The 24479-nt window shown below is 55.6% G+C and carries 22 protein-coding genes; 12 read left to right on the top strand and 10 right to left on the bottom strand.

What is annotated here, in order from left to right:
- Positions 1-8: 8 nt before the first annotated feature.
- Entirely contained in the window at positions 9-665 is a 657-nt protein-coding gene (gene gspN / locus AC13DE_RS02275; protein WP_483046903.1) for a type II secretion system protein N, read from the bottom strand.
- Positions 666-667: 2 nt separating this feature from the next.
- Here gspN and AC13DE_RS02280 point away from each other — a divergent pair, with 2 nt between their 5' ends.
- The 3 genes from AC13DE_RS02280 to AC13DE_RS02290 are packed head-to-tail and all read left to right on the top strand — an operon-like array spanning position 668 to position 3182.
- Positions 668-1801: a penicillin-binding protein activator gene (locus AC13DE_RS02280; RefSeq protein WP_483046904.1), complete on the top strand. Its 1134-nt coding sequence runs from the start codon at positions 668-670 to the stop codon at positions 1799-1801.
- Entirely contained in the window at positions 1798-2328 is a 531-nt protein-coding gene (locus tag AC13DE_RS02285) for a type II secretion system protein GspJ (protein WP_483046905.1), read from the top strand. Before AC13DE_RS02280 ends, AC13DE_RS02285 begins: the two co-directional genes overlap by 4 nt.
- Positions 2325-3182 (top strand): type II secretion system minor pseudopilin, encoded by an 858-nt coding sequence (locus AC13DE_RS02290; RefSeq protein WP_483046906.1) that lies wholly within the window; start codon positions 2325-2327, stop codon positions 3180-3182. Before AC13DE_RS02285 ends, AC13DE_RS02290 begins: the two co-directional genes overlap by 4 nt.
- Before the next feature lie 69 nt (positions 3183-3251).
- Here AC13DE_RS02290 and AC13DE_RS02295 read toward each other — a convergent pair whose 3' ends face one another.
- A complete protein-coding gene (locus AC13DE_RS02295; RefSeq protein WP_446295789.1) occupies positions 3252-3482 on the bottom strand; it encodes a hypothetical protein in 231 nt (76 codons plus the stop codon).
- A 12-nt stretch (positions 3483-3494) separates the two neighbouring features.
- Entirely contained in the window at positions 3495-5105 is a 1611-nt protein-coding gene (locus AC13DE_RS02300) for a DUF4331 domain-containing protein (RefSeq protein ID WP_483046907.1), read from the bottom strand.
- A 234-nt stretch (positions 5106-5339) separates the two neighbouring features.
- Here AC13DE_RS02300 and AC13DE_RS02305 point away from each other — a divergent pair, with 234 nt between their 5' ends.
- The 6 genes from AC13DE_RS02305 (at position 5340) to AC13DE_RS02330 (ending at position 11018) form a co-directional block, all read left to right on the top strand.
- The gene (locus tag AC13DE_RS02305) at positions 5340-5825 is read left to right on the top strand and encodes a prepilin peptidase (protein ID WP_483046908.1); all 486 of its coding nucleotides are present in this window, start codon (positions 5340-5342) and stop codon (positions 5823-5825) included.
- Positions 5826-6287: 462 nt separating this feature from the next.
- Positions 6288-7418: a TRAP transporter substrate-binding protein gene (locus tag AC13DE_RS02310; protein ID WP_446295786.1), complete on the top strand. Its 1131-nt coding sequence runs from the start codon at positions 6288-6290 to the stop codon at positions 7416-7418.
- A 74-nt stretch (positions 7419-7492) separates the two neighbouring features.
- Positions 7493-8077 carry a TRAP transporter small permease subunit gene (locus tag AC13DE_RS02315; protein ID WP_446295785.1) on the top strand — a complete coding sequence of 195 codons (585 nt, stop codon included), beginning with the start codon at positions 7493-7495 and terminating at the stop codon, positions 8075-8077.
- Positions 8074-9492: a TRAP transporter large permease gene (locus AC13DE_RS02320; RefSeq protein ID WP_483046909.1), complete on the top strand. Its 1419-nt coding sequence runs from the start codon at positions 8074-8076 to the stop codon at positions 9490-9492. The genes AC13DE_RS02315 and AC13DE_RS02320 overlap by 4 nt, the downstream gene beginning before the upstream one ends.
- On the top strand, positions 9482-10843 hold the full coding sequence (locus tag AC13DE_RS02325; RefSeq protein ID WP_483046910.1) for an amidase: 1362 nt from the start codon (positions 9482-9484) through the stop codon (positions 10841-10843). The genes AC13DE_RS02320 and AC13DE_RS02325 overlap by 11 nt, the downstream gene beginning before the upstream one ends.
- Positions 10844-10856: 13 nt before the next feature.
- On the top strand, positions 10857-11018 hold the full coding sequence (locus AC13DE_RS02330; protein WP_446312529.1) for a hypothetical protein: 162 nt from the start codon (positions 10857-10859) through the stop codon (positions 11016-11018).
- Between the two features lie 65 nt (positions 11019-11083).
- On the opposite strand, the gene AC13DE_RS02335 is transcribed toward AC13DE_RS02330, so the two are convergent.
- The 6 genes from AC13DE_RS02335 to AC13DE_RS02360 all read right to left on the bottom strand — a co-directional run bounded on the left by AC13DE_RS02335 (position 11084) and on the right by AC13DE_RS02360 (position 17951).
- A complete protein-coding gene (locus AC13DE_RS02335) occupies positions 11084-11797 on the bottom strand; it encodes a lysozyme family protein (protein WP_446295782.1) in 714 nt (237 codons plus the stop codon).
- A 188-nt stretch (positions 11798-11985) separates the two neighbouring features.
- The gene (locus AC13DE_RS02340) at positions 11986-13872 is read right to left on the bottom strand and encodes a bifunctional sugar phosphate isomerase/epimerase/4-hydroxyphenylpyruvate dioxygenase family protein (RefSeq protein WP_483046911.1); all 1887 of its coding nucleotides are present in this window, start codon (positions 13870-13872) and stop codon (positions 11986-11988) included.
- Entirely contained in the window at positions 13869-14720 is an 852-nt protein-coding gene (locus AC13DE_RS02345; RefSeq protein WP_483046912.1) for a shikimate dehydrogenase family protein, read from the bottom strand. The genes AC13DE_RS02340 and AC13DE_RS02345 overlap by 4 nt, the downstream gene beginning before the upstream one ends.
- Positions 14717-16225: a tripartite tricarboxylate transporter permease gene (locus AC13DE_RS02350; protein WP_446312525.1), complete on the bottom strand. Its 1509-nt coding sequence runs from the start codon at positions 16223-16225 to the stop codon at positions 14717-14719. The genes AC13DE_RS02345 and AC13DE_RS02350 overlap by 4 nt, the downstream gene beginning before the upstream one ends.
- A 2-nt stretch (positions 16226-16227) precedes the next feature.
- Positions 16228-16800, bottom strand: a complete 573-nt coding sequence (locus AC13DE_RS02355; protein WP_483046913.1) for a tripartite tricarboxylate transporter TctB family protein — start codon at positions 16798-16800, stop codon at positions 16228-16230.
- 152 nt (positions 16801-16952) lie between these two features.
- The gene (locus AC13DE_RS02360) at positions 16953-17951 is read right to left on the bottom strand and encodes a Bug family tripartite tricarboxylate transporter substrate binding protein (protein ID WP_483046914.1); all 999 of its coding nucleotides are present in this window, start codon (positions 17949-17951) and stop codon (positions 16953-16955) included.
- A gap of 167 nt (positions 17952-18118) precedes the next feature.
- Between AC13DE_RS02360 and AC13DE_RS02365 the strand changes: the two genes are divergently transcribed.
- Together AC13DE_RS02365 and AC13DE_RS02370 are read left to right on the top strand one after the other, a co-directional pair.
- Positions 18119-18805: a TetR/AcrR family transcriptional regulator gene (locus tag AC13DE_RS02365; RefSeq protein ID WP_483046915.1), complete on the top strand. Its 687-nt coding sequence runs from the start codon at positions 18119-18121 to the stop codon at positions 18803-18805.
- Between the two features lie 147 nt (positions 18806-18952).
- Entirely contained in the window at positions 18953-21301 is a 2349-nt protein-coding gene (locus tag AC13DE_RS02370; RefSeq protein WP_483046916.1) for a Tex family protein, read from the top strand.
- 60 nt (positions 21302-21361) lie between these two features.
- Here the strand turns inward: AC13DE_RS02370 and AC13DE_RS02375 are convergent, their stop codons facing one another.
- On the bottom strand, positions 21362-23407 hold the full coding sequence (locus AC13DE_RS02375) for an oxidoreductase (RefSeq protein ID WP_483046917.1): 2046 nt from the start codon (positions 23405-23407) through the stop codon (positions 21362-21364).
- Between the two features lie 89 nt (positions 23408-23496).
- Here AC13DE_RS02375 and AC13DE_RS02380 point away from each other — a divergent pair, with 89 nt between their 5' ends.
- Positions 23497-24111 carry a TetR/AcrR family transcriptional regulator gene (locus AC13DE_RS02380; RefSeq protein WP_483046918.1) on the top strand — a complete coding sequence of 205 codons (615 nt, stop codon included), beginning with the start codon at positions 23497-23499 and terminating at the stop codon, positions 24109-24111.
- Positions 24112-24479 lie beyond the last annotated feature (368 nt).

Raw genomic sequence — 24479 nt, forward strand, 5'->3', positions numbered from 1 at the left:
TGACCCGGTTAGTTCAATTGAAACTCCAACAGTGTTGGCGCGCTGTCGGGCAAGCCGGGTATCAATTGCGCCGCGGCGGGCTCGATCCGCAATTTGACCCAGCCGTCAGGGCCAAGTCGCGCTCGGCCCATCTGCGATTTGGCGGCATCATTCGTGGTCAGGTTTGCGACGCCGTCAACACCTTCGGTGGTGAGAACCAGATCAAGCGGCGCGACTTCAAGCGCTGGTCGTCCCGCAGCTTGGCAGGTACTTTCGCTAATTTGTACCCGACCTTGGCTCGTTACCTGGTGGCGCGACCAGGTTATGCGGTTGATATCGACAACTGCCTGCCCGTCACAGGGCGACGCGCCCGGCACCAAAGCCAACAGATCCGCGCCACCGCGTCCAGACACGTCGCGAAGGCCAAGCTGCCAGGGGCTGGCGAAACCATGCGCTTGCAACAGGGTATGCTGTCCGGCCATCTTCAGGTCGCCGCCGATCCGCCCGCGAAGAAGGCTGCGCCATGTTCCTTGCCAGGTCAGGACCAAACCCCCGTCCATCACAGCGCGACCCGACCACAGGCTGCCCGACACCGCGCGCACCTGTGGCGGCATCCCCGCCACCCGTGCCATAGTGGCGGCGGGTACGGTCAGCATCGCCGTCGCCCCAAAAAACAGGAGTGCCACCAATGATAACCCGATCACCCATAAAATCTGACGTCCCCGCGCGGGTCGCCGTGCGACGCGACCGCCGGGTGTTTCTGTCTGGGTTGGCAGCATCTGCTTCGTTTCTTTCTGCATGTTCTGCCACTGGGTTGGGCAGTGTCCTTGAGGGTAAGCCAGCCAAAAGCGAGGGGCCGGGGAGGGCCGCGCTTCTGGCACCGATGTCGGGCCGTGCGCCGCAACTAGGCCAGATCATGCGCAATGCTGCAACCCTTGGCGGCAACACGTTGAGCGATACTGGCGAGATGGCGTTTTTCGATTCAGGTGATACGCCCGAGACCGCCGCGGCTGCCGCCCGTCTTGCCGTTGCAGCGGGGGCTCGTATGATTGTCGGCCCGCTATTCGGGGCGCAGGTTGCGGCGGTTTCCCAAGCAGTTGGGTCAAATGTGGCTGTCTTGACCCTATCGAATGATGTCAACGTCGCGGGCGGTGGTGTTTTCGTATTGGGCGTCACTCCGGAACAATCTGCACGCGCGGTGCTGACATTTGCCGCCAGACGCGGTTTGAACACCGTTGGCGTGGTCGCGCCCACCGGCGCTTTCGGCGCACGCTCTGCCGAGGCCGCGCTGCTTGTTGGCAAAGCGACCGGTCAAACCATGTTGCCGCCGATCGTCGGCACCGACCCCGCAATCGTGCTTGCAAAGTTGGCAAACGCGAATGGTGGGGGCCTGCCAAAGGCCGTGTATCTGCCCGGTGCAGGTGAGGAATTGGAAGCGCTGGCATCTGCGTTGCGGGGCAAAACCCAAGTGTTGGGGTCAACACAATGGTCTTCTCGCGACCCCGGTAATTTGCCAGCACTCCGTGATGCCTGGTACGCGGCCCCGGACCCGCTTGCGTTTGAACCGTTTGCCGTCGCTTATCAAGAGGCGCACGGGTCAAGCGCCGGCATCCTCGCGGGGGTCGCCTTTGATGGCGTTGAAACAGCGCGCCTTTTGGGACGGATACAGGAACAGACCGCCAGCGGCTTGACCCGCGACAAGGGCTTTTCTGGTGTGCTTGGGCCATATAAGTTCAACAAATCGGGGCTATGCAGCCGTGGTCTCGCGGTGTTGAACGTGGGGGCCGGCGCTATCACGATGATCGGGTCCGCGTCGGCATGACCCAGCAGGTGCACCGCGACACAGAAGCGGGCTTGACGCTCGTCGAGGTGCTTGTCGCGCTGGCCTTGTTTTCTCTGATCGGGCTAGCTGGCTTTACGATGCTTGATAACATTTTACGGGTTCAGTCCGGCACGCAAGGGCGGTTGGAGCGCTTGGGTCAAATCGATCGCGCACTGGTGGTTTTCAGCCGGGATTTGCAGGAATCGGATTCTGGCAGCGTGCGGCAGGATGAAAACGGTGTGACGATGAACAGGACCGGTACCGGTCTGCTGTCCTATCAGGCCCCGTCAACTGTTCTTCTGCGCAGCCTGTCGCGCAGGAATTTTGAACAGCAGATGATTGACGGAGTAAAGGCCATCCGGCTGAGGTCGCTTGATTCTGCGGGCACGTGGCATGACCGTTGGCCGATCGAACAGACCCAGTCGCTTGGTCTGGCACCCACGCTAAAGGCTGTCGAGCTGCAACTTGATCTACGCGAGGGTACGGTTAGTCGACTTGTCGATGTGCCAGCCGGGGTGAAGGAATGATCCGGCAGCGCGACGCGGGTGTCGTCCTGATCAACGTGTTGGTTATTCTGTCGATCGCGTCCATTGTCGTGTTCTTGATGCTGACCTCGCAAGATGTGTCATTGCGGCGTGCGCAGTCCATGGCGGCGGCAACAGCCGCAGATGCCTTGGCCAGAGGGGCGGAAGCGAGCGCCGTGACCGCGCTGCGGCGGGATATGATAAAGGCCCCGGACACTGACAACTACGCAGAGCCTTGGGCACAGGTCGCCCAGCAAGAAGCCGGTCTGTCAACGGGGCGTTTTTCCGTGAGAATTCGCGATGCACAGGCCAAGTTGAACCTGACCCGACTTGCCGGTGGGGCGCAGGTCGAAGTTGAGGCGCTGTTGCGCGTTCTGGCCGAACTAGAGATCAGTCGCGCAGATGGCATACGGATCGCAGCGGAAATCGCCGGGCGTCCGGGTCTGAAAAACCTATCGGAATTGCGCAGCATTTCGGCTGAGACAATTAACGCACTTGCGCCGTTCGTGGATTTCTTGCCCGCAACCGCAACGCTCAATCTGAATACTGCCGCGCCACTGCTTTTGCGCGCGGTGCTTAACAACCGATCTGCTGCGCTGCGGCTTGAAAGCATGCGGGGCAGCGCGGGGCTTTTGACGCCAAAGGACCTTGAACGGGTGGGTGCAGTCCAGCCCGCCTTGACCGGGTTCACCTCGCAGAACTTCGACATCGATATTCTTGCCGAAGTCGATGACATCGTCGTAAATCTGCACAGCCGAATTGCGCGTCAAGAAAGCTTTGCGGGCCAAAGTGTCGTTGTGACACGTCGGGCCTACGGTGTGCCGCTCAATACCGTTCCGATGATACCGCAGATGTAGAAAGGGGGTGCAAACGAATGAACATCTGCACCCCCAAATGGTTTTTGCCTGAACGGCGATCAGTAACCCTTAAGGGTTAAACGGATCGATGTTCGGGTTAACGGTCAATCCCAAAGTTGCAGGATCAGCCACGGCTGTACCGTTGGCGTTGGTTTGGAACGCCTTGACGAAAGCCGCACCCAAGGTGTTGATCCCCGAGAGACCGGTGCCGCCTCCGCACGCCGCCACCAGCAAAAGCAAGGAGGCTCCGGCGATCAGCTTACCCTTGCGTGTAAACATCTGTTTCATGGTCGGTGTCATACGATCCTCCACTTAGTTTGGCGACCCGGCGAGCGGCGTGTTCAAATAAGGGAACGTCGCGCGAAGATCGGTTGGTTTGATTGGAGCACCATCTGTGAACGCAGCGGTGCCAACGGGAGCATCTGCTGGAGCACAAAGCCCAAGATTGATGTTGTCGACGGCTTTCGGATCGCCGCTCAACTCTTGACCCAATGGCACGGGGTGACACAAACGACCCATCACGACGCGCAATGCGATGTCGACGGTATCATCTGCCGGACGACGCCCGTTGGGGAAACCAGCAAGATCTTCGGCAACCAGCCCAAAGACATTCTGCTTGGCCAGAGGCGTTGCAGCCACGCCGGTATTCAGGCGCATCATTTCAGAGCCGGTTACTGTTGCCTGTTGGTTGAAGCCCGGGAAGCCTGTCAAGAAAGCGGCGACAAGGTCGTTACGCGGGAAGTTGTTTGGCGCTAGCTCCGCTGGAAGACCAGCCACGCCGCCGAACAGCAGCTCGACGAGTTCGGGAAGTGTAGGGTTGGTAACGTAAGGCGCAAGCGCCCCATCCTGGGTTGGTTCGGCAGCGTTGAACAAATCCTTGTCGGGCAGGCCGATGACAACTTCGTTCACCAAGGGTGCGGATAGACGCGCAACCTGTACATACGCACCGCCATTGACGTCGGTCCCTTCGTAGGTGGGGCTTGGGTCAAGCACGCGAGCCTGAGGCAAACTTGCTGTCGTCCAAGCACCGATTACGCCGTTACCGTTCCCTGTCAAACAGGAAATCGGAACCTCGATCGCCAGCGAAGTGACGTTGAACTTGCCAACTAGATCGTCATTGGCACGGTCTTGACTGATCCCACCCGAGAATGGCGATGATGCGTTATATTGAGGGTAAGCGGGGTTGTCGGCACCCTGGATTGGTACCAGATTTACGAGGTCAAAGATCTCACCAAGGTTAACAGCAAACGCTTCTGCTCGTTGTCCGACAAAAACGCGCCCGGGTGCAGCGCAATCCGGAATAGTGGTTTCGCTGATAAAGCCGTCGGCGTAGGTCGCATAGTCAGCGATGGTCTTTTTGCCAATGTTATCGATAGGTTTTTTGAAGGTCGTGCCTCCCCCGGACTTGTTTGTCAGCAGGGAGCTGGCGGCATAGCCGGAACGGCGGTCGCCATTGATCTTACGTACTGTGTAGCTTTCAAATTCGTTTTGTGCAGCGGTATTACCTGCACCAATTGTGCCGGCTTGGCGCAGCGGGATCGCGATATCCTGGCCTCCGACTTTCAGCGCGATGCCTTTACCTGAATTCGCCAGAGTATTTTGGAATTGGAATTGAAACGTGATGTCTTCCATCGCATCGCCGTCATTGTCCACGTGAATTTCGTAAACAGCGTCGGAGTCCATGGTGAAATAGTTGGGACCCCCGTAAGGTGCCTGTAATGGCTGATAGTTCGCAATGAAAGTTACAGTATCTTCCTTGCCTGTTTCGTAGCCTCGAAACATATAAAAATCTGTGGCATCCACTTTTGGCATTGCAGTGATGCCGGGCGCTTCGCGGTGCGACGACGCCCACGCTGTTGTGGCGCACACCGTGGCCAGAACGGCACCCGCGCTGACCAGGACTTTTTTCTTATTATTTAGCATAGTATTACCTCCACATAGGATATTGGGATATGCAAAAAAAGGCTGTTCTACCTTCCCCTTAAATCATCAGAAAGGTTTAAGCCCCGCATATGCGCGTAGCCACGAACCGGCCCAGAAATTAGTTTCAAAATAGTTTCTTAAATTTCATAAATATTATTGAACGGTCATTTCGGGTGGTAAGATGTGCAAAGGCCCGCCATTCTATGGTGGCTAGGTTCACTGACAGGTTCCGCCTTGGATCAACCGCTGCTTCTATTTTCACAGTCGCACCCGACAAGTCTTGATATCATCGCTACGCCGCCACTGGTTGCAGTGCTGATCTGGCTGAGTGTCAAGGACTGGCGCAGCTTTCGCTTGCCCGATGCAGGGACGCTGCCGTTGATCGCGAGTGGCGTGATCCTTGCGGTTTGGAGGGAGGGGGCGGTTCCCGTCGATCAGGTGATAGGCGCGTTAGCAGGGTTTGCTTTTTTTTGGGCGATTGGCGCTGCTTACTTCAGGACGCGCGGAATTGATGCCTTGGGGCTCGGTGATGCTAAGTTATTAGCGGCGGCAGGTGCATGGTTGGGATGGCAAGCGCTGCCTACGATCATCCTTTTGTCTTCCGTCGCGGGGATCGTGCTGGCCGTGGTCAGACGCGGCGATGCAAGTGCGAACATCCCTTTTGGCCCGACGCTCGCCGCAGCGTTTTTCTTGCACTGGACGCTATTTTTGGCAGGGTGAGATTTTTACCGGAATGATCTGCGACACCGGTCTGCACAACGCCAGAGTTCCGAGGATACGAAACGCCTCTTCGCAAATGTAGCCGGCGGGTGCTGTTAGCGCCAACATATGGCGAAGCACTGGAGGTGCGTCAGAATCAGTCGATTCGTGGGTTGTTCTGACTGAAACCAAGATTTGAGCGGCCCTTGCTGCGCCGCGTCAGCTTCCCGAAGTGACGCAACGGCACTTGGGGGCGGTTTTGCAGACGTGTAGCCGTTTAATTTTGGCTGCCAAAACGCGGTTCTATTGTTAAAAATAAGGCTAAGTACCTGAATTACTTGAATGGATTGTGTCGGACACTACACTTACAACCTTTGAGGCGCTTGCCAATCAGATCGAAATAGTTAGGATGCCGCGTTAGATCGCCAGCACACTCCGGATTTGAGACAATATACCCTAGCGATCACTCTGGGAGGAGAAAACATGAAAGATACGAAGAACCTGAACCGGCGTTCGTTTTTGACGAAATCCGTTGTTGCAGGCGGTGCCGCCACTGGCGCTATGCTGGCAGCTCCGGCCGTTCTCGCACAAGCGCCACTTGTGATCAAAATGCAGACATCGTGGAACGATGCAAACATCTGGCAGGATTTTGCCCGTGACTATGCAACCCGTGTCGAAGAAATGTCGGGCGGGCGCGTTAAGGTCGATGTGCTGCCAGCGGGCGCGGTTGTCGCTGCATTCCAAGTTCTGGACGCGGTAAACGACGGCTTGATTGACGCTGCACACTCAGTGCCGGTTTACTGGTACGGCAAGAACAAGGCCGCTTCGCTGTTCGGTACCGGGCCGGTTTTCGGCGGTTCCGCTACGACAATGCTGTCATGGTTCTATCAGGGCGGTGGCCAGGCGCTTTATAACGAGCTGACCCAAGATATCATGGGTCTGGACGTTGTCGGATACATGGGTTTCCCGATGTTCGCGCAGCCTTTCGGTTGGTTCAAGCAAGAAGTGAACACTGTCGCCGACCTGCAAGGTTTCAAGTATCGCACGGTGGGCCTGGCGGCCGACCTTATGGCAAAGCTTGGCATGTCGGTAGCACAGCTTCCCGGTGGTGAAATCGTGCCCGCGATGGAGCGCGGCGTGATTGATGCGTTCGAATTCAACAACCCGTCGTCGGACAAGGATTTTGGCGCGCAGGACGTAGCCAAGAACTATTACCTGTCCTCCTATCACCAGGCGTCGGAAAGCTTTGAATTCCTGTTCTCGAAAGCCTTCCTCGAGGATCTGGACCCCGATATTCAGGCAATCCTGAAGTATGGTGTCGAAGCTGCATCAACCGCGAACACGGCCAAGGCGATGGACCGTTACTCTGCGGATCTGCAATTCCTGCAAAATGATGCGGGCGTTACAGTGCGTCGCACATCCAAAGAGATTCTGGATGCACAGCTAAAGGCATGGGATGAACTGATCCCAGAACTGGAAGCTGATCCGTTCATGAAGAAATGCCTCGACAGCCAGCGTGACTGGGTAGGCCGCGTCTCGTACTACGAGCTGATGAACGCACCTGACTACGGCCTTGCGTACGAGCATTACTTCCCAGGCAAAATCAAACTCTGAACGTGTAGATCAGAGAATTAAACAGGCCCCGGCACCCAGTGTGCCGGGGCTTCTATGCGAGGCATGGGGCTAATATGGTATCATTTATACGGTTCGCCGATAATCTTTCCGCGTGGTTTGGCAAGTCATTTGCCTGGCTCATTTTGTTAATGTCGATCGGCACAGGGTACGAGGTTTTCGTCCGGTACGTGATGAACAACCCCACTGCATGGGCGCTCGATGTTTCGTTTATCATGTACGGCACTTTGTTCATGATGGGCGGGGCCTATACGCTTTCACGAGGGGGACACGTACGAGGCGATTTCATCTACCGCCTGTTGCAGCCCAAAACACAGGGCAAGATTGATATTGTCCTGTATCTGGTGTTCTTTTTCCCCGGTGTCACGGCGTTGATCATTTCCGGATGGAAATATGCTGCTCGATCCTGGCAATACGGCGAAGTGTCAGTCAACAGCCCGGCCGGCGTACCGATTTTCCAGTTCAAAGCGATAATCGTCGTCGCGGGTATCTTGCTTTTCATTCAGGGCATCGCACAGGTGTGCCGCTGCATAATTGCGATCAAACACAACTATTGGATTGAAGCTGACGAGGATGTCTTCGAAACCGAAGATCTTCTGATGCAAGAAGCAAACAAGGCCGAGAAAGACCATATCACATGACCGATCCGCAAATTGCCCTGATGATGTTGGGGCTGTTCATCATTTTTGTATTCCTCGGCTTTCCAATCGCTTTCACGCTCATGGCTATGGGCATCGGCTTTGGGTATTATGCCTATTTCGATGCCAGCCGGATGTGGCGTGCCTTTGACCGGCTGGATGAAACAGCGGGGCAATGGGACCAATGGTCCACCTGGTTCGAGGGGTTCTATAACAATCGAATATTCGATTTGTTCGTGAACCAGACCTTTACGGTCATGTCGAACGAAGTGCTTACCGCCGTGCCGTTGTTCTTGTTCATGGGCTACATCGTCGAGCGATCAAATATCGTCGACCGCTTGTTCACCACCCTCAACGTCGCTTCGAAGAATGTACCTGGGTCCATGGGGGTCGCCGCGCTGATCACTTGCGCTCTGTTCGCGACCGCCACCGGTATTGTCGGCGCGGTTGTGACCTTGATGGGACTGCTTGCGTTGCCGGCGATGCTCAAGGCGCGGTATGACCCTTCGTTCGCTGCCGGTATCATCTGTGCGGGCGGTACCCTGGGGATCCTGATCCCGCCCTCGATCATGCTGATCGTCTACGCCGCGGCCACCAACGTTTCTATCGTTCGGCTCTATGCAGCAGCGTTGTTGCCGGGCCTTACACTCGTGGGCCTGTATCTTATCTACATCATCGGCCGCTCGGTTCTTCAACCGTCGTCGGCACCGCGCCCTACTGCTGAAGAAGTGCCCGACATGCCCATGGGCAAACTGGTCTGGATGATCATCACTTCGTTCGTGCCGCTGGCCTTTCTGATCTTTGCGGTACTCGGCTCGATCCTGTTTGGCCTCGCCACCCCGACCGAGGCGGCTTCTATCGGCGCGTTGGGCGGAATTTTTCTGGCGTTTATCTACAGGGCGATGACGTGGCAGCGGATGCGCGAAAGCGTTTATCTGACGCTACGGACAACGGCGATGGTGTGCTGGCTATTTGTTGGCTCTTACACGTTCTCGGCTGTATTCTCGTATCTAGGCGGTGAACATGTGATTTCCGAGTTCGTGCAGTCCATGAACCTGACTCCGATCCAATTCCTGATCATGGCGCAGATTATCATCTTTTTGTTGGGCTGGCCGTTGGAATGGTCCGAAATCATCATCATTTTCGTGCCGATCTTCCTGCCCCTGCTCGCAGTCTTTGATATTGATCCGCTGTTCTTCGGCATCCTGGTTGCCTTGAATCTGCAAACCAGTTTCTTGACCCCGCCCATGGCGATGTCGGCGTATTATCTGAAAGGAATTGCGCCGCCTGAACTACAGCTGACGCAGATCTTCAAAGGGGTGATGCCATTCCTGTTCTGCGTTATCCTGTCGATGGTGTTGATGTATATCTTCCCGTCAATCGTGTTCTATTTGCCGGATATGTTCTATGGGCGCTGAGGCCAAACAGTCCGATACGTGGGTCGCGCAGCCCAGTGTTACTTTGTTGCGCGACCGGTTAGCGTCGGGTGCTCTTGGAGCGCTGGAATTGGTCGAAAGCTATATTGCACGCATCGAGGCGCGCGAACCCGAAGTAGGGGCGTGGGCTTGGTTCGACCCTGAGTTTGCAAGGGCTCAAGCGCGGACACTGGATGGGTACAGACGGGCAGGGCGGCCTTTGGGGCGTCTGCACGGGCTGCCGGTAGGATTGAAGGACATTATCGACACCGCGCGCATCCCGACCGAAAATGGGTGTACGCACGACAAGGGGCGGGTACCGTTGCACGATGCCTATGTTGTTGAGCGTCTTAAAAAGGAAGGCGCGATCATCATGGGCAAGACGGTGACAACCGAGCTTGCCTATATGCATCCGGGTAAAACGGCAAACCCGCACAATCTGGCCCACACACCTGGCGGTTCTTCGCAAGGTTCGGCTGCGGCGGTTGCCGATGGTATGGTGCCATTGGCGATCGGCACGCAGACTGGTGGATCAGTAATCCGCCCTGCTTCTTTTTGCGGGGTCACCGGATATAAGCCGACTTTCGGCGCAATCCCACGGCGTGGCATCCTAACGCAGTCACCGACACTGGATACGGTTGGCGTGTTTGCCAGCGATCCCGCAGGTGCTGCATTGCTTGCCGAGGTTTTGTTTGGCTATGACGCGGATGATGCAGCTACAGCATTGCAGCCGGCACCCGCGCTTCATGCTGCGGCGGTGTCCGCTCCGCCGATCCCTCCGGTATTCGGGTTCGTGCGGCCGCCCGGTTGGGAAAATGCTGACCCGCAGATGCGTGATGCCTTTGACGAACTGATCGGTGCCCTGGGTGATCAGGCGTTTGAAATGCCTTTGCCTGCGGTGTTCGAACACGCGTCGGAACAGCGAAAACTGATTAATTTCGCGGAAATGTCCTATCATTACTATCCCTATTGGCGCGATGCGACCGATCAACTGGGGTCGGTAACACGCGAAGCCATTGAAGAGGGCAACAAGGTTCCCGCTCGGGATTATCTTTCGGCGAAGGATATGCCTAAACTTCTGAACGCGGCTTTGGACGAACTGTTAACCCGTTGCGATGTGCTGTTGTGTCCGGCGGCCCCCGGCCCTGCTCCGAAAGGGCTGGATACAACTGGCGACCCGATTTTTAACGGCATCTGGACATTCTGTGGTACCCCTTGTGTCAGTGTTCCCTTGCTGACCTCGCTCGAGGGGCTTCCAATGGGGGTTCAGCTTGTCGGTGCGCGTGACAATGACGCGCGTCTAATGCGTACAGCACAGTGGCTTTTCAACTGGGCCGATGGCACATTACAATGAGGAATAGTAAATTATGAACCGGCTGCTCGCGCTTCTTGCATTTATCTCAATCGCAGTTTTTTTGCTGATTTTGGCGTTCAAGGTACCAAGCCCCGACTTGGTTATCATGATTCTCATTACGCTTGGCTTCGTCGCATATGATCTTGCCACCTCCAGCGGGAAAAAGGGTGATTAACGCTTAAATCGTTCTAGGAATTGTTGTGTGGGGGTAACATATGGTGGTGTTCCCCCCCGCGACGGTCAACCGCGTTTGGTGGGGAAAATCTTTTTCATGATCGCGTCAAACCTGTCCCAACTGATCACAGCCCGGTTGCCCGCATACCCGTGATAGTGAGATCGGCCAGTCGCCGTCGGGAATCCCGCCCATATCTTTGCCAGATTAGTCATAAACCGGTGGCGACTGATTTTGCCCTCCATAAAGCTGCTGATACCGGCGTCCTCTAACAGGATGTCAGCCAAGGCATCTTGTACACCTGTGGTGAATTTATGACTCTCGCTTATGCCGGCTTGGATGACCAGGCTTTGTAGTGTCGAGGGTATGAATTGATAACGGCCAATTGCATGAGGTTGATTGGGTGTTTGATTTATCCACGCATAGATTTCGCCGATTGTCATTTGCGTGGGCCGTTTGGCAGGCAGCTTTTTCGCTCCAAGCTGGATCGCATCATAGCCTTTATGGCCGGCCTCTGCCCAAGCGATCAAATGTTTCAGGTGAGTAGTGGCGCCCGTCCCGTCATGTATTTCGAATGACCGCGGTTTCGCCTGTACCGGCTGCACGTGTTGAACGTGCCGCAATGTGATGGGCCCCTGCGAACCGGAGTCGTGAAGGTTAAAACTAATGTCGCTAATTCTGGCAGAATTCGCCTTAGCCAGGGAATAGGATTCCGCCATCAACGGGTGTGCGGTAAATGCTGCCGGGATGGCGATGAGAAGAAAGAAGCGTCTTACTATCATTATCGAACTCCATGATGGTACTCATAGAGCGATGTTGCCTGCGTTTTTCGTGTAATTCACTATATTAATCAGGTAGTTAGCTGCGTGTTGGTATACAGGTCATGGCTGGGAGGCTAGGCCAGTTACCCTAAAGAATATGCAGTGACGCCACAGCATATGCGCCCGCGACAGGGGCGGGGCACATGCGTTTACCTTTTTGGAATGCCGTATCCGCGCATTAATCGCTTTTGGGCAGCGATGCGGAAGGGCGCGTTCGCGGCCCCATAGCCTTTGTAGCCGCCACGGCGTTCGATGATTTCAAAAAACATGCCGCCTGCAAAGGGCTGTGAATAGAATTGAAAGAAACAACCCTCGGCGTCTTCGTCATACAGCATATTATGTTGCTGAAGCTTCGCGAGCGATTCCCGATCAAGATCGAACCGTGCCGCGAGGTCGGCGTAGTAGTTTTTGGACATCGGCAAAACCGCAAATCCACGCTGAACCATCGCGGAACTGGTGGCGAATATATCGTCCGTGGCAAAGGCTACATGCTGTACGGATGCGCCGAAGCTGTCTGCAAGGAAGTTTCCTGCCATGGTGCGATGCGTTTCCGCGCCATTCAGCGTAATCTTGAAATTGCCAGAAGCGGTTTCAATAGCCTGACTGCGCACCAACCCGTCCGGGTCAACCACATCGACCATGGCAGATTTCTGCATTTCAAAGAGGGTCGTATAAAACAGTGACCAGCTCAACATTTCACCATAGCTCATGGTCTGGGCCAGATGATCGATCCGTTTCAGACCGACCCCTGAATTTTGCGGGTTTGCCGGCGAAAATTCTTGCGACCAGACTCGATCTAGCCCGCTCTTTTGATCAATGAAATGAAGAACACTGCTTCCCAGTCCCCGGATGGCGGGAATTTCAAGTTCTCCAGGGCCGGTCGGCTGATTGAATAGATCCGCCCCAAGGTGACGCGCCCTGATAATAGTATCTGCGGCGTCTTGTACCGAAATTCCAATGTCGCAGATGGTGGTGCCGTGGGTCAAGTATGCGCTGTTCGCAAAACCTGTGGTTTCGCGGTTGACCACGATCCGGATGTCGCCTTGCATCCAAAGCGTGAGGTCTTTTGCGATATGATGGCCTGACGGTGCGAAACCCAAAGTCTCAAGTATGGTTTCCAACGCCTTTGCTTCGTCGCCGCGCGTTGCGAATTCAATGAACGAGACCCCTTCAACCGTTGACCTCGACGGAAGCGGAGCGTGCGTCTGGACAGGGGCAGGTAGGTCGCGGGTGACATCATCCTGTAACGCGATAAGCGACCGGTAGCCGTCTTTTGCAATCATTTTTGCAGGGCCGGCGCGGAACTGATCATTGAAGATTTCCAACGAAACCGGGCCGGAATATCCAGTCGCCGTGACTGATTTCATGAAATCGCCAACGGCAAGGTCTCCCTCACCGGGCATGTTGCGAAAGTGACGTGACCAATAAAGCAGGTCCATGTCGATCAATGGCGCATCGGCGAGCTGTATAAAAAAGATCTTGTCGCCAGGGATGCTGCGGATGCTGTCCGGATCGATTTTCCGCGATAGCGTGTGAAAGCTGTCGAGGATCACGCCGACGTTTTCATGGTCGGCACGTCTTACCACCTCCCACGCGTCGCGGTGGTCGTTGATGTGGTGGCCCCATGCCAAGGCTTCAAACCCAACCCGTAGGTTGCGCTTTGCCGCCCGTTCGCCCAGCTCGTGAAAATCGGCCGCTGCACGGTCGATGCCGCCCAGGCTTTGCGGATGACAGGACGAACATACCAACACCAGATCAGTTCCCAGCTCTTGCATCAGGTCGAACTTGCGTTCAGCCCGGTCAAAGGCCTTTGATCTAAGCGGCTCGGGTAAACATTCGAAATCCCGGAAAGGCTGGAACAGCATAATCTCGAGCCCCATCGAGCGGACAAGTTTCCCGACCTCTTGGGGGCTTCCGTCATGCGCGATAAAATCTTGCTCGAAGATTTCGATGCCGTCGAACCCGGCGGAGGCTATGGCCTCGAGCTTTTCGGGTAAACTACCTGATACCGATACAGTCGCGATTGAGGTTTTCATGCGTCTTCCCCCGATATGGCAAGTCTAAGCGCGGCGTGGTCCACTGGCACATTGCAAAACACCTTCCAGGCCTCGACGCCCTGCCAGAAGAAAAGTTCGTACCCCGATATCACCTCAAGCCCGGCGCGGCGGGCGTCCTGAATAAAAGCGGTCTCGACCGGGGTATAGACCGCATCGAAAGCCCAGTTTGCATCACGCATATATGCGCCCGGCAACGGCGAACCGCCAATGCCCGCCATCCCCAGAGGTGTGCAGTTGATGATGCCATCGACACCCTTGACTGCAACGGTAGCATCCGTGGCGACTTCGACGCGCGTGTCCGAACCCAGTGACTGCAAAGCCCGCGCCAGTGCGTCGGCCTTGTTTGCGTCCAGATCTACACAGCGGATCAATCGGGCATTCAAGCTTACCAATCCGAATGCTACGGCCTTGCCTACGCCGCCTGTGCCTATCAGACAGACTGCACCTGGGTTTTCATTGCCTTTGGCAGATCGGTAAGCCTGGATAAAACCGGTATAGTCGGTGTTGAAACCCTTGGGCCCGTCCTCATTAAAAACGACAGTGTTGACTGCACCGATCGCACGAACGAACGGATCAGCTACCGTAACACTCGACGTGACAGTTTCCTTGTACGGGTAGGTTACGTTGACGCCTCGAAACCCGCCCAACCGCGCCTGCTCGAACACTTCGTCGAACGACATACCCATATCATTGGGGATCAAGCGGTCGTAGGTCACGTTCAGATCGGTCAACTGCCCTGCTGTCTTGTGCAGCCGTGGTGATTTCGACCGGTTTATGTTGTCGCCAATAAGCCCAAGCTTGATGGCCTTTGCGAAAGCTGAGGTCATGATTCCGCCTTTCTGAAGAGCCGTTTTTTGACAGTTGCCCAAAGCGGGGTTTGGCTGATAAAAATCATGAGCACCGCGACGAACAAGGTGAGCGACAAGGGGCTTGTGATCACGCCCTCGAAAAAGCGGCCAATGTCTCCGCGTTCCGAAATGATCGCGCGGCGCCAATTGTCATCAAGCAAGCGCGACAGGATCACCCCGAGAATGACTGGCCCTAAAGGATAGCCATAGTGACGCATGAAATATCCAAAGACCCCGAAACCAAGCATCCAGTAGACATCGGTAATCGAATTGTTGACCGCATAGGCACCTACAATTGATAGCAACAGGATCAGGGGGATGATGATTGATCGCGGCATTTCGACGATTTTCGTGAAAATCCTGATCCCGGTCAGCCCGAAAAGCAACATGAAGACGTTTGCAGTCAGCAAGGCCCCCACGATGAACCAAAACATATCCGGTTGGTCCACCATCAGCATCGGGCCGGGGTTCAACCCATGGATAAACAGGGCACCGATCATGATGGCGGTTACGGCATCGCCGGGAATTCCCAGGGTCATCATTGGAATAAAAGCGCCACCAACGGCCGCGTTGTTGGCAGTCTCGGGGGCGACGAGCCCTTCCATGGCTCCTTTGCCAAAGGGCACTTTCGGGTTCTTGGTCACCCGTTTGGCGTGATCATAGGCCATCAATGCCGCGATATCGCCGCCGGTACCCGGCAACGCTCCGATAATGACGCCAATCGTAGATGTCTGAAGCGACAGCGGCAGGTATTTCTTGATGGTGCCGAATGAAGGGACGATCTTGTCGATCTTTTGACGTACGGCCTTCATCGTGACGTTTTGCAGTTGCAACAACGCTTCGGATACGCCGAACATGCCGATCATTACGGCGATGAACGAAATGCCGCCTTCCATGATTTGCAGATCAAAGGTGAACCTTTCGGTAAATGTCAGAGGGTCGCGGCCTACGGCACCGATGGCGATCCCGAATGCACCGGCAAAGATACCTTTGACCAGTGATCCGCTGGATAATGACCCGACCAGAAGAATACCCAACACCGCAAGCAGCATGTAGTCGCGTGGCTGAAAGGTCAGTGCAAAATCCGAAACAAATGGAGCGGCTATGGCCAGGACCAGAATCCCGATCAGTCCCCCGAAGAAGGACATTACCGTGGTGACGCCGATGGCCTGCCCGGCTTCGCCCTTCTGTGCCATGGGATAGCCGTCCATCGCAGTTGCGATAGCTGACGGTGCACCGGGTATGTTAAGCAAAATCGCCGTGCGCGACCCCCCATATACGCCACCCATGTATATACCCACCATGAGCGAGATTGCAGGGTATACATCCCACGAGAACGTAAATGAAATGAGGATCGAGACCGCCATCGTGACCGATAGTCCGGGGATGGCGCCGATATAAATGCCTGCGAACGTTCCGATACCCACCAAAACCAGTAACTGAGGTTGCGTGAAAACGGTAAGCAATGCCAGTAATGTGTCCATGTTCATGCCGCCCCAGAAACAAGATTGCGGAACAACTGGATGAATTCGGCTTCGGGTAGGATACCGGCTGGCAGAAGTACCGTGAACACTACCCGGAAGATCAACCAGATAACGACGAGCGATGCGATTGTAACGCCAATGGTGTAGACCCAGCTTTTGCGCGCCAAAACCTTGATGGACACCAGCAGGAACAGCGCTGCCGTCAAAACGAACCCAAGGGGCTGTAGCAACACCCCGAAGACCGTGAGAAACCCGATAAACATGACTACGGTCCCGGGCAATATGTCTTTCGCCAAGGTTTCCGATGTGACCCTTTGCTGTTGTGCGGTGCGTAAGGTGATCAGTAGCGCGGTAACCGCCATGACCAACGTTGTGGCCATCGGCACCGCCCCGGGGGCGGAGAGCGATTCAAATCCGGATATTCCATACGCGCTGTACAGCAGGAAGAGGCTGGCACCGCTCAGGAACGCGGCAAATCCTAATTCCCCGGGTCGACGCTTTTGCGGGTATCCCCCGGGTGTTGCATCGGATGTGCCATCATGATGGTCACGATCACCTCTAAAGTCGGTATCCATTCTGCTTTCCTCCCTGTGTTCGGTCAACCGGGCTCCTTGTCCCGAAACGCAAAGCGCCGCCCTGCCTATCGGCGCGGGCGGCGCCAAGGTGCGCTGGCACGAAGGCCAGCGGCTTCGTCAGTATCACTCGTGAAAACCAGTGGTGCCGACGTTTAGGGACGTTTGATGCCGAAATCCTCCGGAGAGGCTTTGGTCAGTCCCGCGTCTTGCAACAACCACGCGGTACCTTGCTGCCACTTCGACAAAAATTCTGTCGCTTCAGCGCCGGAAATTCCCATCATCGTGAAACCGCGATTGTCCATGAGTTCAATGAAATCGGGGCTTTTGGCGGCTTGGGCATACGCATCGCTCAGCTTGGCAACAACGGCGTCGGGGGTGTCCTTTGGCGCAAATACACCGAAAAACGGCCCCCATGGCAGATAGGTTTTGTAGTCTTCGTTATACGTTGTGACCAGTGGCACCTCGGGAAGCTTCTCGTTCTGTTTGACGTCGAAGATCGCGATGGGCTTTATCGCCCCTGCACGGATGCTTTCGATCGAGGCACCCAGGACGGCGGGCATTACGTCGATCGCACCGCTTTGCAGCGCGGTCAATGCGGGTCCGTCCCCGTCATAAGGTACCGCGATCACGTTTAGATCGCCTTCGACAGTGTTCATCATCGCGGTAATTACCGACGGTAAACCGCCCGGGCCAGTCGCTCCAAACCGTAGTTCACCGGGGTTTTTTGCGATAAAATCCAGCATACCGGCATAGTCGTCAAACGGGGCATCGTTATTGGCAACAAGGATCGGCGTTCCTCGTGCCAGGATATTGATCGGAACAAACTCGGAGTAATCCTTGTCGCCCAGACCCATGACTTTATACAGCAGCGGATTTTCTGCACCCATGAGCAGGGTATAGCCGTCCGCCTTGGCCGCCGCTACATAGTTCAGCGCAATCGCGCCGACCGCGCCTGTCATGTTTTGCATGACGATCGTACCGCCCAATACATCTTCGGCATGTGGCGTGACGGATCGCATGACGGTATCGGTTGATCCCCCGGCACCCCATTGAATGATGCCCTGAATTTCCTTGGTTGGATATTCCTGAGCAAGTGAAACCGTTGCGCTGAGCCCCAAGGCAATGAACGCGCCTATCAATCTACGAGACATGTCTGTCCTCCCTATATCTTAGTTCAACTGGCGATTCGCTCCTCGCATCGTCAGTCTTGGGTGCATTTATGTACCTCGCGGTTAATTTGTCAATATGAATGTACCCACGGGTTAAATTCGTGTTATTCGTCGGTGGAATCACGTTATCGGCAGAGGGAAAAGCAGCCATGGGTGCAGACGGCGACAGCGCAGGGACAACAAGAAAAACCTCGTGGAAGAAAGATCCTGAAGCTGTTCAGGAGAACATTCTGACCATCGCTACAGAAGAATTTGCAGCGCACGGGCTTGCGGGTGCCAACATCAACGTGATCGCTCAGAGAACATCCACCTCCAAGCGCATGATATATTACTACTTTGAGGGCAAAGAGGGTTTGTATATGCGGGTTCTGGAACGGGTTTATTCGTCGCTGCGCGAAAGCGAAAAGGCGCTTGATGTCACCAGCCTAGACCCCGTACCCGCGTTAAAGCGTCTGACAGAGGCTACGTTTGACTCGCATGTCAATAATCCTCAGTTCATCCGGCTGGTGATGATCGAGAACATTCACAACGCGGAGTATGTCAAGAAATCAGATATAATCCCCCGTCTTAACAAGGCAATCATCGATAAGCTGACCGATGTGTGCCGACGTGGTATCGCGAGCGGTGTTCTTAGAAAAGACGCTGACCCACTGGAGTTGCATTGGATGACCAGCTCGGCGAGCTTTTACAATGTATCGAACCGTGCAACATTTTCTGCGTCGTTCGGGGACTCTTTATATAGTGAACCGGGCCAAAGAAGAATTCGGCAGCGTGTCGTCGATATGGTTCTGGGTGCCGTCGTCATCGGATATGAGCCGCACCAAAAATCCGAATAACCGTGTCAGGCAGTCCGAGGTGATCGCGGATAACGGGGCGAAGGTGCGCTTCGCCAACTCTTGTCGTGCAGGTTGCTGACGATCACGGCTTGGCGGCGGTCGCGCACGGCGCTATCACAGCGATCCTATCACCTGAAGGAGCCTGCCATGTCAGTCGCGGAACGTATCGCCCGTACAATTGCCACCGATATTGGTGCTCAAACGGAGCAGGTTCATGCAACGGTTGCGTTATTGGACAAGGGCGACACGGTGCCTTTCGTCGCGCGCTACCGCAAGGAAGCGACAGGTGGGCTGGACGATACCCAGTTGCGCAAACTTGCCGAGCGGTTGGACTATCTACGCGACCTCGAAAAACGCCGCGCGAGTATTCTCGGGGAAATCCGGTCACAGGGGAAGCTGACGGAAGCGTTGGCCAAGGCTATTGAGAAAGCCGGTACCAAGTCGGTCCTGGAAGACCTCTATCTGCCGTATAAACCCAAACGCCGCACCAAAGCGATGATTGCGCGTGAGAATGGGCTTGATCTGTTGTTGCGCAGTATTCTCGGGGACCGCCGCGCAGACCCTGCCGTTTTGGCCCAAGCGTACCTGTCAGGATCGGTGGAGACCGTAAAGGATGCGCTGAACGGAGCGCGGGATATTCTGGTCGAAGAGCTCAGCGAAAACGCCGGACTTTTGGGGCGTCTGCGGCAGGTCATGCAGCAAGACGCGGTGATAACATCGCGGATTATAGCGGGGAAGGAGGAGAGCGGCGTCAAGTTCTCGGATTACTTCGATCATAGCGAGAAATGGGCCACGATAGCGCCGCACCGAGCACTCGCTATTCTGCGTGCTGCAAAAGAAGACATTGTCACGATTAACATAGCCCCCGAGCCCGAGGCCGGCGTAGCGCGTGTTATCGGCATTGTCGCGAGCGAAATCGGAATTAAAGGTGATGGACCCGGTGATGAGTGGTTGCGCGGTGTCGCTGCGTGGGCCTGGAATATGAAGCTTGGCTTGTCGATGTTCGTCGACCTGATGACGGATCTGCGACACCGTGCCCATGGTAATGCGATCGATGTGTTTGCAAGAAACCTTCGCGACTTGCTCTTGGCTGCGCCAGCAGGCGCACGGGCTACACTTGGCGTGGATCCCGGTATCCGGACCGGGTGTAAGATCGCGGTGGTTGATGAAACCGGCAAGCTGCTAGACACCGCGACCATCTACCCGTTTCAACCCCGTAATGATCTGCGCGGCGCGGCAGAGAAGCTGTCGCAGTTGATCGAACGATATAATGTTGCGCTGATCGCCATCGGGAACGGCACCGCAAGCCGTGAATCCGAACGGCTGGTGGCGGATGTGTTGAAAAACCTTCCCGAGGGGCGGGCCCGGCCGACGCCAGTCATCGTTTCAGAAGCGGGTGCTTCGGTGTATTCAGCGTCAGAGCTAGCCTCCAAGGAGTTCCCCGACGTCGATGTTGCCCTGCGCGGCGCGGTTTCGATTGCGCGACGGCTACAGGATCCGCTGGCGGAATTGGTAAAGATCGAACCGCAGGCGATCGGTGTTGGCCAGTATCAACACGATGTTGATCAGCGCGCGCTTGCACGGTCTCTTGAGGCGGTGGTTGAGGATGCGGTGAATGCTGTGGGCGTTGACCTGAATATGGCGTCGGCCCCTTTGTTGTCGCATGTTGCAGGGCTGGGGCCGTCGCTTGCCCAAGCCATCGTTTCACATCGTGATATAAACGGTGCATTTGCCACCCGTAAAGCCTTGCTCAAGGTTCCGGGACTGGGGCCAAAAGCCTTTGAGCAAAGTGCCGGGTTTTTGCGAATTACCGATGGCACTGAACCATTGGATGCGTCATCGGTTCATCCCGAAGCTTATGGCGTCGCGCGAAAGATCGTGCAGGCTTGTGGTCGCGATATCCGATCAATAATGGGCGATAGCAGTGCACTTTCGGGCTTGCGTGCCGAACAATTTGTCGACGACAACTTTGGTTTGCCGACTGTGCAGGATATTTTCAACGAATTGGAAAAGCCCGGTCGCGATCCTCGCCCTACATTCAAGACAGCCAGTTTTGCCGAAGGCGTAGACAGTATTGCCGATCTCAAGCCCGGTATGTCCCTTGAGGGGACAGTGACCAATGTCGCGGCGTTCGGGGCCTTTGTTGATATCGGTGTCCACCAAGACGGGTTGGTGCACGTCAGCCAGTTGGCGGATCGCTTTGTAAAAGATCCGCACGAGATTGTTAAAGCTGGCGACATCGTGCGTGTACGTGTCACGGAAATTGATGTGCCGCGTAACCGCATCGGGCTGAGCATGCGCAAGGATAGCCCAGCAACGCGGGTACCGGATCACAAGAAAGGTGCCACTGACAAAGGTCGACTTACTAAAGATCATAGTAAAAAGCCGACCCGCAAACCTGACGGCAAGATCAGGCCGGCCGCGTCATCCGAAAATCATGGAGCTTTAGGTGCGATGTTGGCCGCCGCGATGAAACGTTCCTCTGACAACTCTTGATCCCGGCAGGCGTTGTCCTGGGATATCGATCAACCCAACGTCGGGCTGTCGTCGGCTGGATCATATGTCTTTCATTAGCCTTAGCGCATCGTAGATCGCTGCATGGGTGTTTCGTGCCGACACTGCATCGCCGATGCGGAACAACTGGAAACCGCGGCCATTGTTGCGCACGCTATCCTGAGGGACGCCGTCTATCAGTCTGTCGTAGTCGATTGCGCCGCCATTCGATGACAAAGGCTTTAGCGCGAAATACAGATCGTCCAACGGCATGGTGCCATAATTCATCACAACCTGGTCTACGGTCACCTCGTAGGTATGATCGCTGTAATCGGTGCCGATGGTCGCAGTCAGCTGGTTGCCTTTGCGTTCGACCCCGGTCAAACGCCGCGTGACGGTAAAGGTCACGTCCTTATCCTGAAGCGCACGCATGTAGGGGACCAGGTTCATCGCCATAACATCAGGCGAAAACGTACGATCGGGGGTCATTATCTCGACCCGCGACCCGGCGCTGGCGGCCAGTTCCGCGGCTTGCAGGGCAGGGTGGTCACCGCTTTCATCATAAATCAGTATTTTTCCTGCGGGTTTGACATCACCCGATATGATATCCCACGACGTAATGACATGCTTTTGTTCTTGATGCTGTTCAAACAGCTCGGTGTTGGGCACGCCGCCCGTCGCGATGATGACGACATCAGGGTTCAGCGCGGTGACATGTTCGGTCTCGGCCCAGGTGTTGAAATGGAATGTCACATTCCGTGCAGCACACTGCGTCATTCGCCAGTCGATAATCCCGATCATTTCGCGGCGTCGTGGCGACTGTGCCGTCAATCTTATCTGACCGCCAGGGTCTGCGGCAGCTTCAAAAACGGTAACCGTGTGGCCGCGTTCGGCAGCGACGCGCGCAGCCTCGAGCCCTGCGGGGCCGGCCCCGACGATCACAACCGTCTTTTTGGCGTCTGCCGGAGTGATTTCGTGCGGCATCGTCAGTTCACGTCCCGTGGCAGCGTTATGGATACATAGGGCGTCACCGGCCTGATATATCCGGTCCAGACAATAGGTGGCGCCAACACATGGCCTTATGTCTTCCTCTCGGCCTTCGATGATCTTTCGAACGATATGCGGGTCCGCCATATGGGCGCGTGTCATCCCGACCATGTCCAACAGGCCAGCCTGCACAGCATGACGTGCAGTCGCAACATCAGGAATGCGTGCGGCATGGAACGTCGGCATCCCCGTCGCCTTGCGGACTGCCCCGGCAAAATCAAGATGCGGCGCGCTTTTCATACCCTGAACCGGGATCACGTCGGTCATAGCCGGATCAGTGTGGATGCGCCCCTTGATGACATTCAGAAAGTCTATCTTGCCCGTCGCCGCAAGACGCTTGGAAATCTCAAGCCCTTCCTCGGGGGTAATGCCGCCTTTTTGCGCCTCATCTGCTGTATAGCGCAAGCCAACGATAAACTCGGTCCCGACGCGTCTGCGGATCGCATCAATTACATCCATCGGAAAGCGCATCCGGTTTTCCAAGGTATCCGCGCCGTACGGCCCTGTCAGGTCATTCGTCAGTGGAGACCAGAACTGGTCAAGCAAATGGCCATACACCTGCAATTCGATTCCGTCCATGCCACCCGCCTGCATCCGTTCGGCCGCATCTGCGAAATCGCTTATGATCCTTTCGATATCCCAGTCTTCGATCAGCTTTGGAAAGGCATGATGCGCGGGTTCGCGGTGTTTTGAAGATGACACTGATGGCAGCCAATCGCCCTTGTTCCAGGTTGTCCGACGCCCCAGGTGGGTTAACTGTATCATCGCAGCACAGCCGTGTTCATGCACCGCATCCGTGAGGTTTTGGATCCACGGGACAACTTCATCCTTATAGGTCAGGATGTTGTTGAAGACGGGTGGGCTGTCTTTGCTGACCGCCGCCGACCCTGCGGTCATTGCCAATGCGACGCCGGCCTTGGCTCTTTCCGCGTGATAAGCGGCATAGCGTTCCTTGGGCATACCGTCCTCGGGATACGCCGGCTCGTGGCTTGTCGTCATGATCCGATTTCGAAGCTTAAGGTGTTTAAGCTGGTAGGGCTGCAACAGTGGATCAGTAGACATAGCGTGTTCCCTTGGATGTGTGCCGTGGAAGGTGATGTGCCATGCTTTGGCGCAATTGACATACCTGTCAAGTTATTTAGGATCTCGTGATGGATAATGATTTGCCCGCCCGCACACGTGCCACCCGAGAGGTCTGGCTTGACGCTGCCTATGAGGTTTTCGTGAACGATGGGATCGAGGCTGTGAAAATCATGGCGTTGGCGAAAAAACTTAACCTGACCCGCACCGGATTTTATTGGCACTTTACCGATCTTGCCGATCTGCACGACGCGATCATCGACATCTGGCAGTCACGAAATACAGGTATCATCCTTGATCGTTGTGCCGCTCCTGCGCAAAGCCTCTGCGGCGCATTGTTCAATCTGATTGATTGTTGGATCAACACCGATCTTTTCGATGCCCCATTAGATTTGGCAATTCGCAATTGGGCGCGAGGCGATGACAGGCTGCAACAACTGGTAGACACAACCGATCAAAATCGTCTCTCGGCCGTGACCGAGGTTTTCGAACGCTTCGGTGTGAAAGGTGAGTCGGCCCATTACCGGGCCTTGACGGTAATTCTGACGCAGACCGGCTATTATTCGATGCACATTTCGGAACCACGGTGGAAACGTGCGATAGCAGGATGCCACTACGTCGAGGTCTTTGCGGGCACGACCCCCAGCCCGGCAGAGAAAGCTGCATTCCTTGACAGGCATCGGTGACTCGCCTTCATCCAACCCCTTGATGCCGGAAAAATCAAATGATGATTCCATTTTCGCCCCGAGCGCTTGCTCACGATAGCTGAGAGCGGGACGGGATTCGGATTGCGGACCGATTTCTGAGGGGAAAACGGATCGCTCGGTAATGATGTAGGGGTATCATAGGCTAAAAATTGCCCGAATTTTCAGCCGGACAGGGAAATCTATACCTGCAAATCGCGAAATCGAGAAAAAACCTTTAGAAAGTGAAAAAAGGGGTTGCGGGTATATGTAACAAACCGTAGAACGCCCCTCACCGGAGGCGCAGCGATGCGGTGATGGGGCGCTAGACGGGACGGACGATGCGGTTAAGCTGATGTTGTTTACGTAGC

It is taken from the genome of Sulfitobacter sp. L-8, assembly GCF_056859255.1.

Coding starts and splice junctions, on each gene's coding strand:
- AC13DE_RS02280 (WP_483046904.1), top strand. CDS start 668: ATGATAACCCGATCACCCATAAAATCTGACGTCCCCGCGCGGGTCGCC.
- AC13DE_RS02285 (WP_483046905.1), top strand. CDS start 1,798: ATGACCCAGCAGGTGCACCGCGACACAGAAGCGGGCTTGACGCTCGTC.
- AC13DE_RS02290 (WP_483046906.1), top strand. CDS start 2,325: ATGATCCGGCAGCGCGACGCGGGTGTCGTCCTGATCAACGTGTTGGTT.
- AC13DE_RS02295 (WP_446295789.1), bottom strand. CDS start 3,482: ATGACACCGACCATGAAACAGATGTTTACACGCAAGGGTAAGCTGATC.
- AC13DE_RS02300 (WP_483046907.1), bottom strand. CDS start 5,105: ATGCTAAATAATAAGAAAAAAGTCCTGGTCAGCGCGGGTGCCGTTCTG.
- AC13DE_RS02310 (WP_446295786.1), top strand. CDS start 6,288: ATGAAAGATACGAAGAACCTGAACCGGCGTTCGTTTTTGACGAAATCC.
- AC13DE_RS02315 (WP_446295785.1), top strand. CDS start 7,493: ATGGTATCATTTATACGGTTCGCCGATAATCTTTCCGCGTGGTTTGGC.
- AC13DE_RS02320 (WP_483046909.1), top strand. CDS start 8,074: ATGACCGATCCGCAAATTGCCCTGATGATGTTGGGGCTGTTCATCATT.
- AC13DE_RS02325 (WP_483046910.1), top strand. CDS start 9,482: ATGGGCGCTGAGGCCAAACAGTCCGATACGTGGGTCGCGCAGCCCAGT.
- AC13DE_RS02330 (WP_446312529.1), top strand. CDS start 10,857: ATGAACCGGCTGCTCGCGCTTCTTGCATTTATCTCAATCGCAGTTTTT.
- AC13DE_RS02335 (WP_446295782.1), bottom strand. CDS start 11,797: ATGATAGTAAGACGCTTCTTTCTTCTCATCGCCATCCCGGCAGCATTT.
- AC13DE_RS02340 (WP_483046911.1), bottom strand. CDS start 13,872: ATGAAAACCTCAATCGCGACTGTATCGGTATCAGGTAGTTTACCCGAA.
- AC13DE_RS02345 (WP_483046912.1), bottom strand. CDS start 14,720: ATGACCTCAGCTTTCGCAAAGGCCATCAAGCTTGGGCTTATTGGCGAC.
- AC13DE_RS02350 (WP_446312525.1), bottom strand. CDS start 16,225: ATGGACACATTACTGGCATTGCTTACCGTTTTCACGCAACCTCAGTTA.
- AC13DE_RS02355 (WP_483046913.1), bottom strand. CDS start 16,800: ATGGATACCGACTTTAGAGGTGATCGTGACCATCATGATGGCACATCC.
- AC13DE_RS02360 (WP_483046914.1), bottom strand. CDS start 17,951: ATGTCTCGTAGATTGATAGGCGCGTTCATTGCCTTGGGGCTCAGCGCA.
- AC13DE_RS02365 (WP_483046915.1), top strand. CDS start 18,119: ATGGGTGCAGACGGCGACAGCGCAGGGACAACAAGAAAAACCTCGTGG.
- AC13DE_RS02370 (WP_483046916.1), top strand. CDS start 18,953: ATGTCAGTCGCGGAACGTATCGCCCGTACAATTGCCACCGATATTGGT.
- AC13DE_RS02375 (WP_483046917.1), bottom strand. CDS start 23,407: ATGTCTACTGATCCACTGTTGCAGCCCTACCAGCTTAAACACCTTAAG.
- AC13DE_RS02380 (WP_483046918.1), top strand. CDS start 23,497: ATGGATAATGATTTGCCCGCCCGCACACGTGCCACCCGAGAGGTCTGG.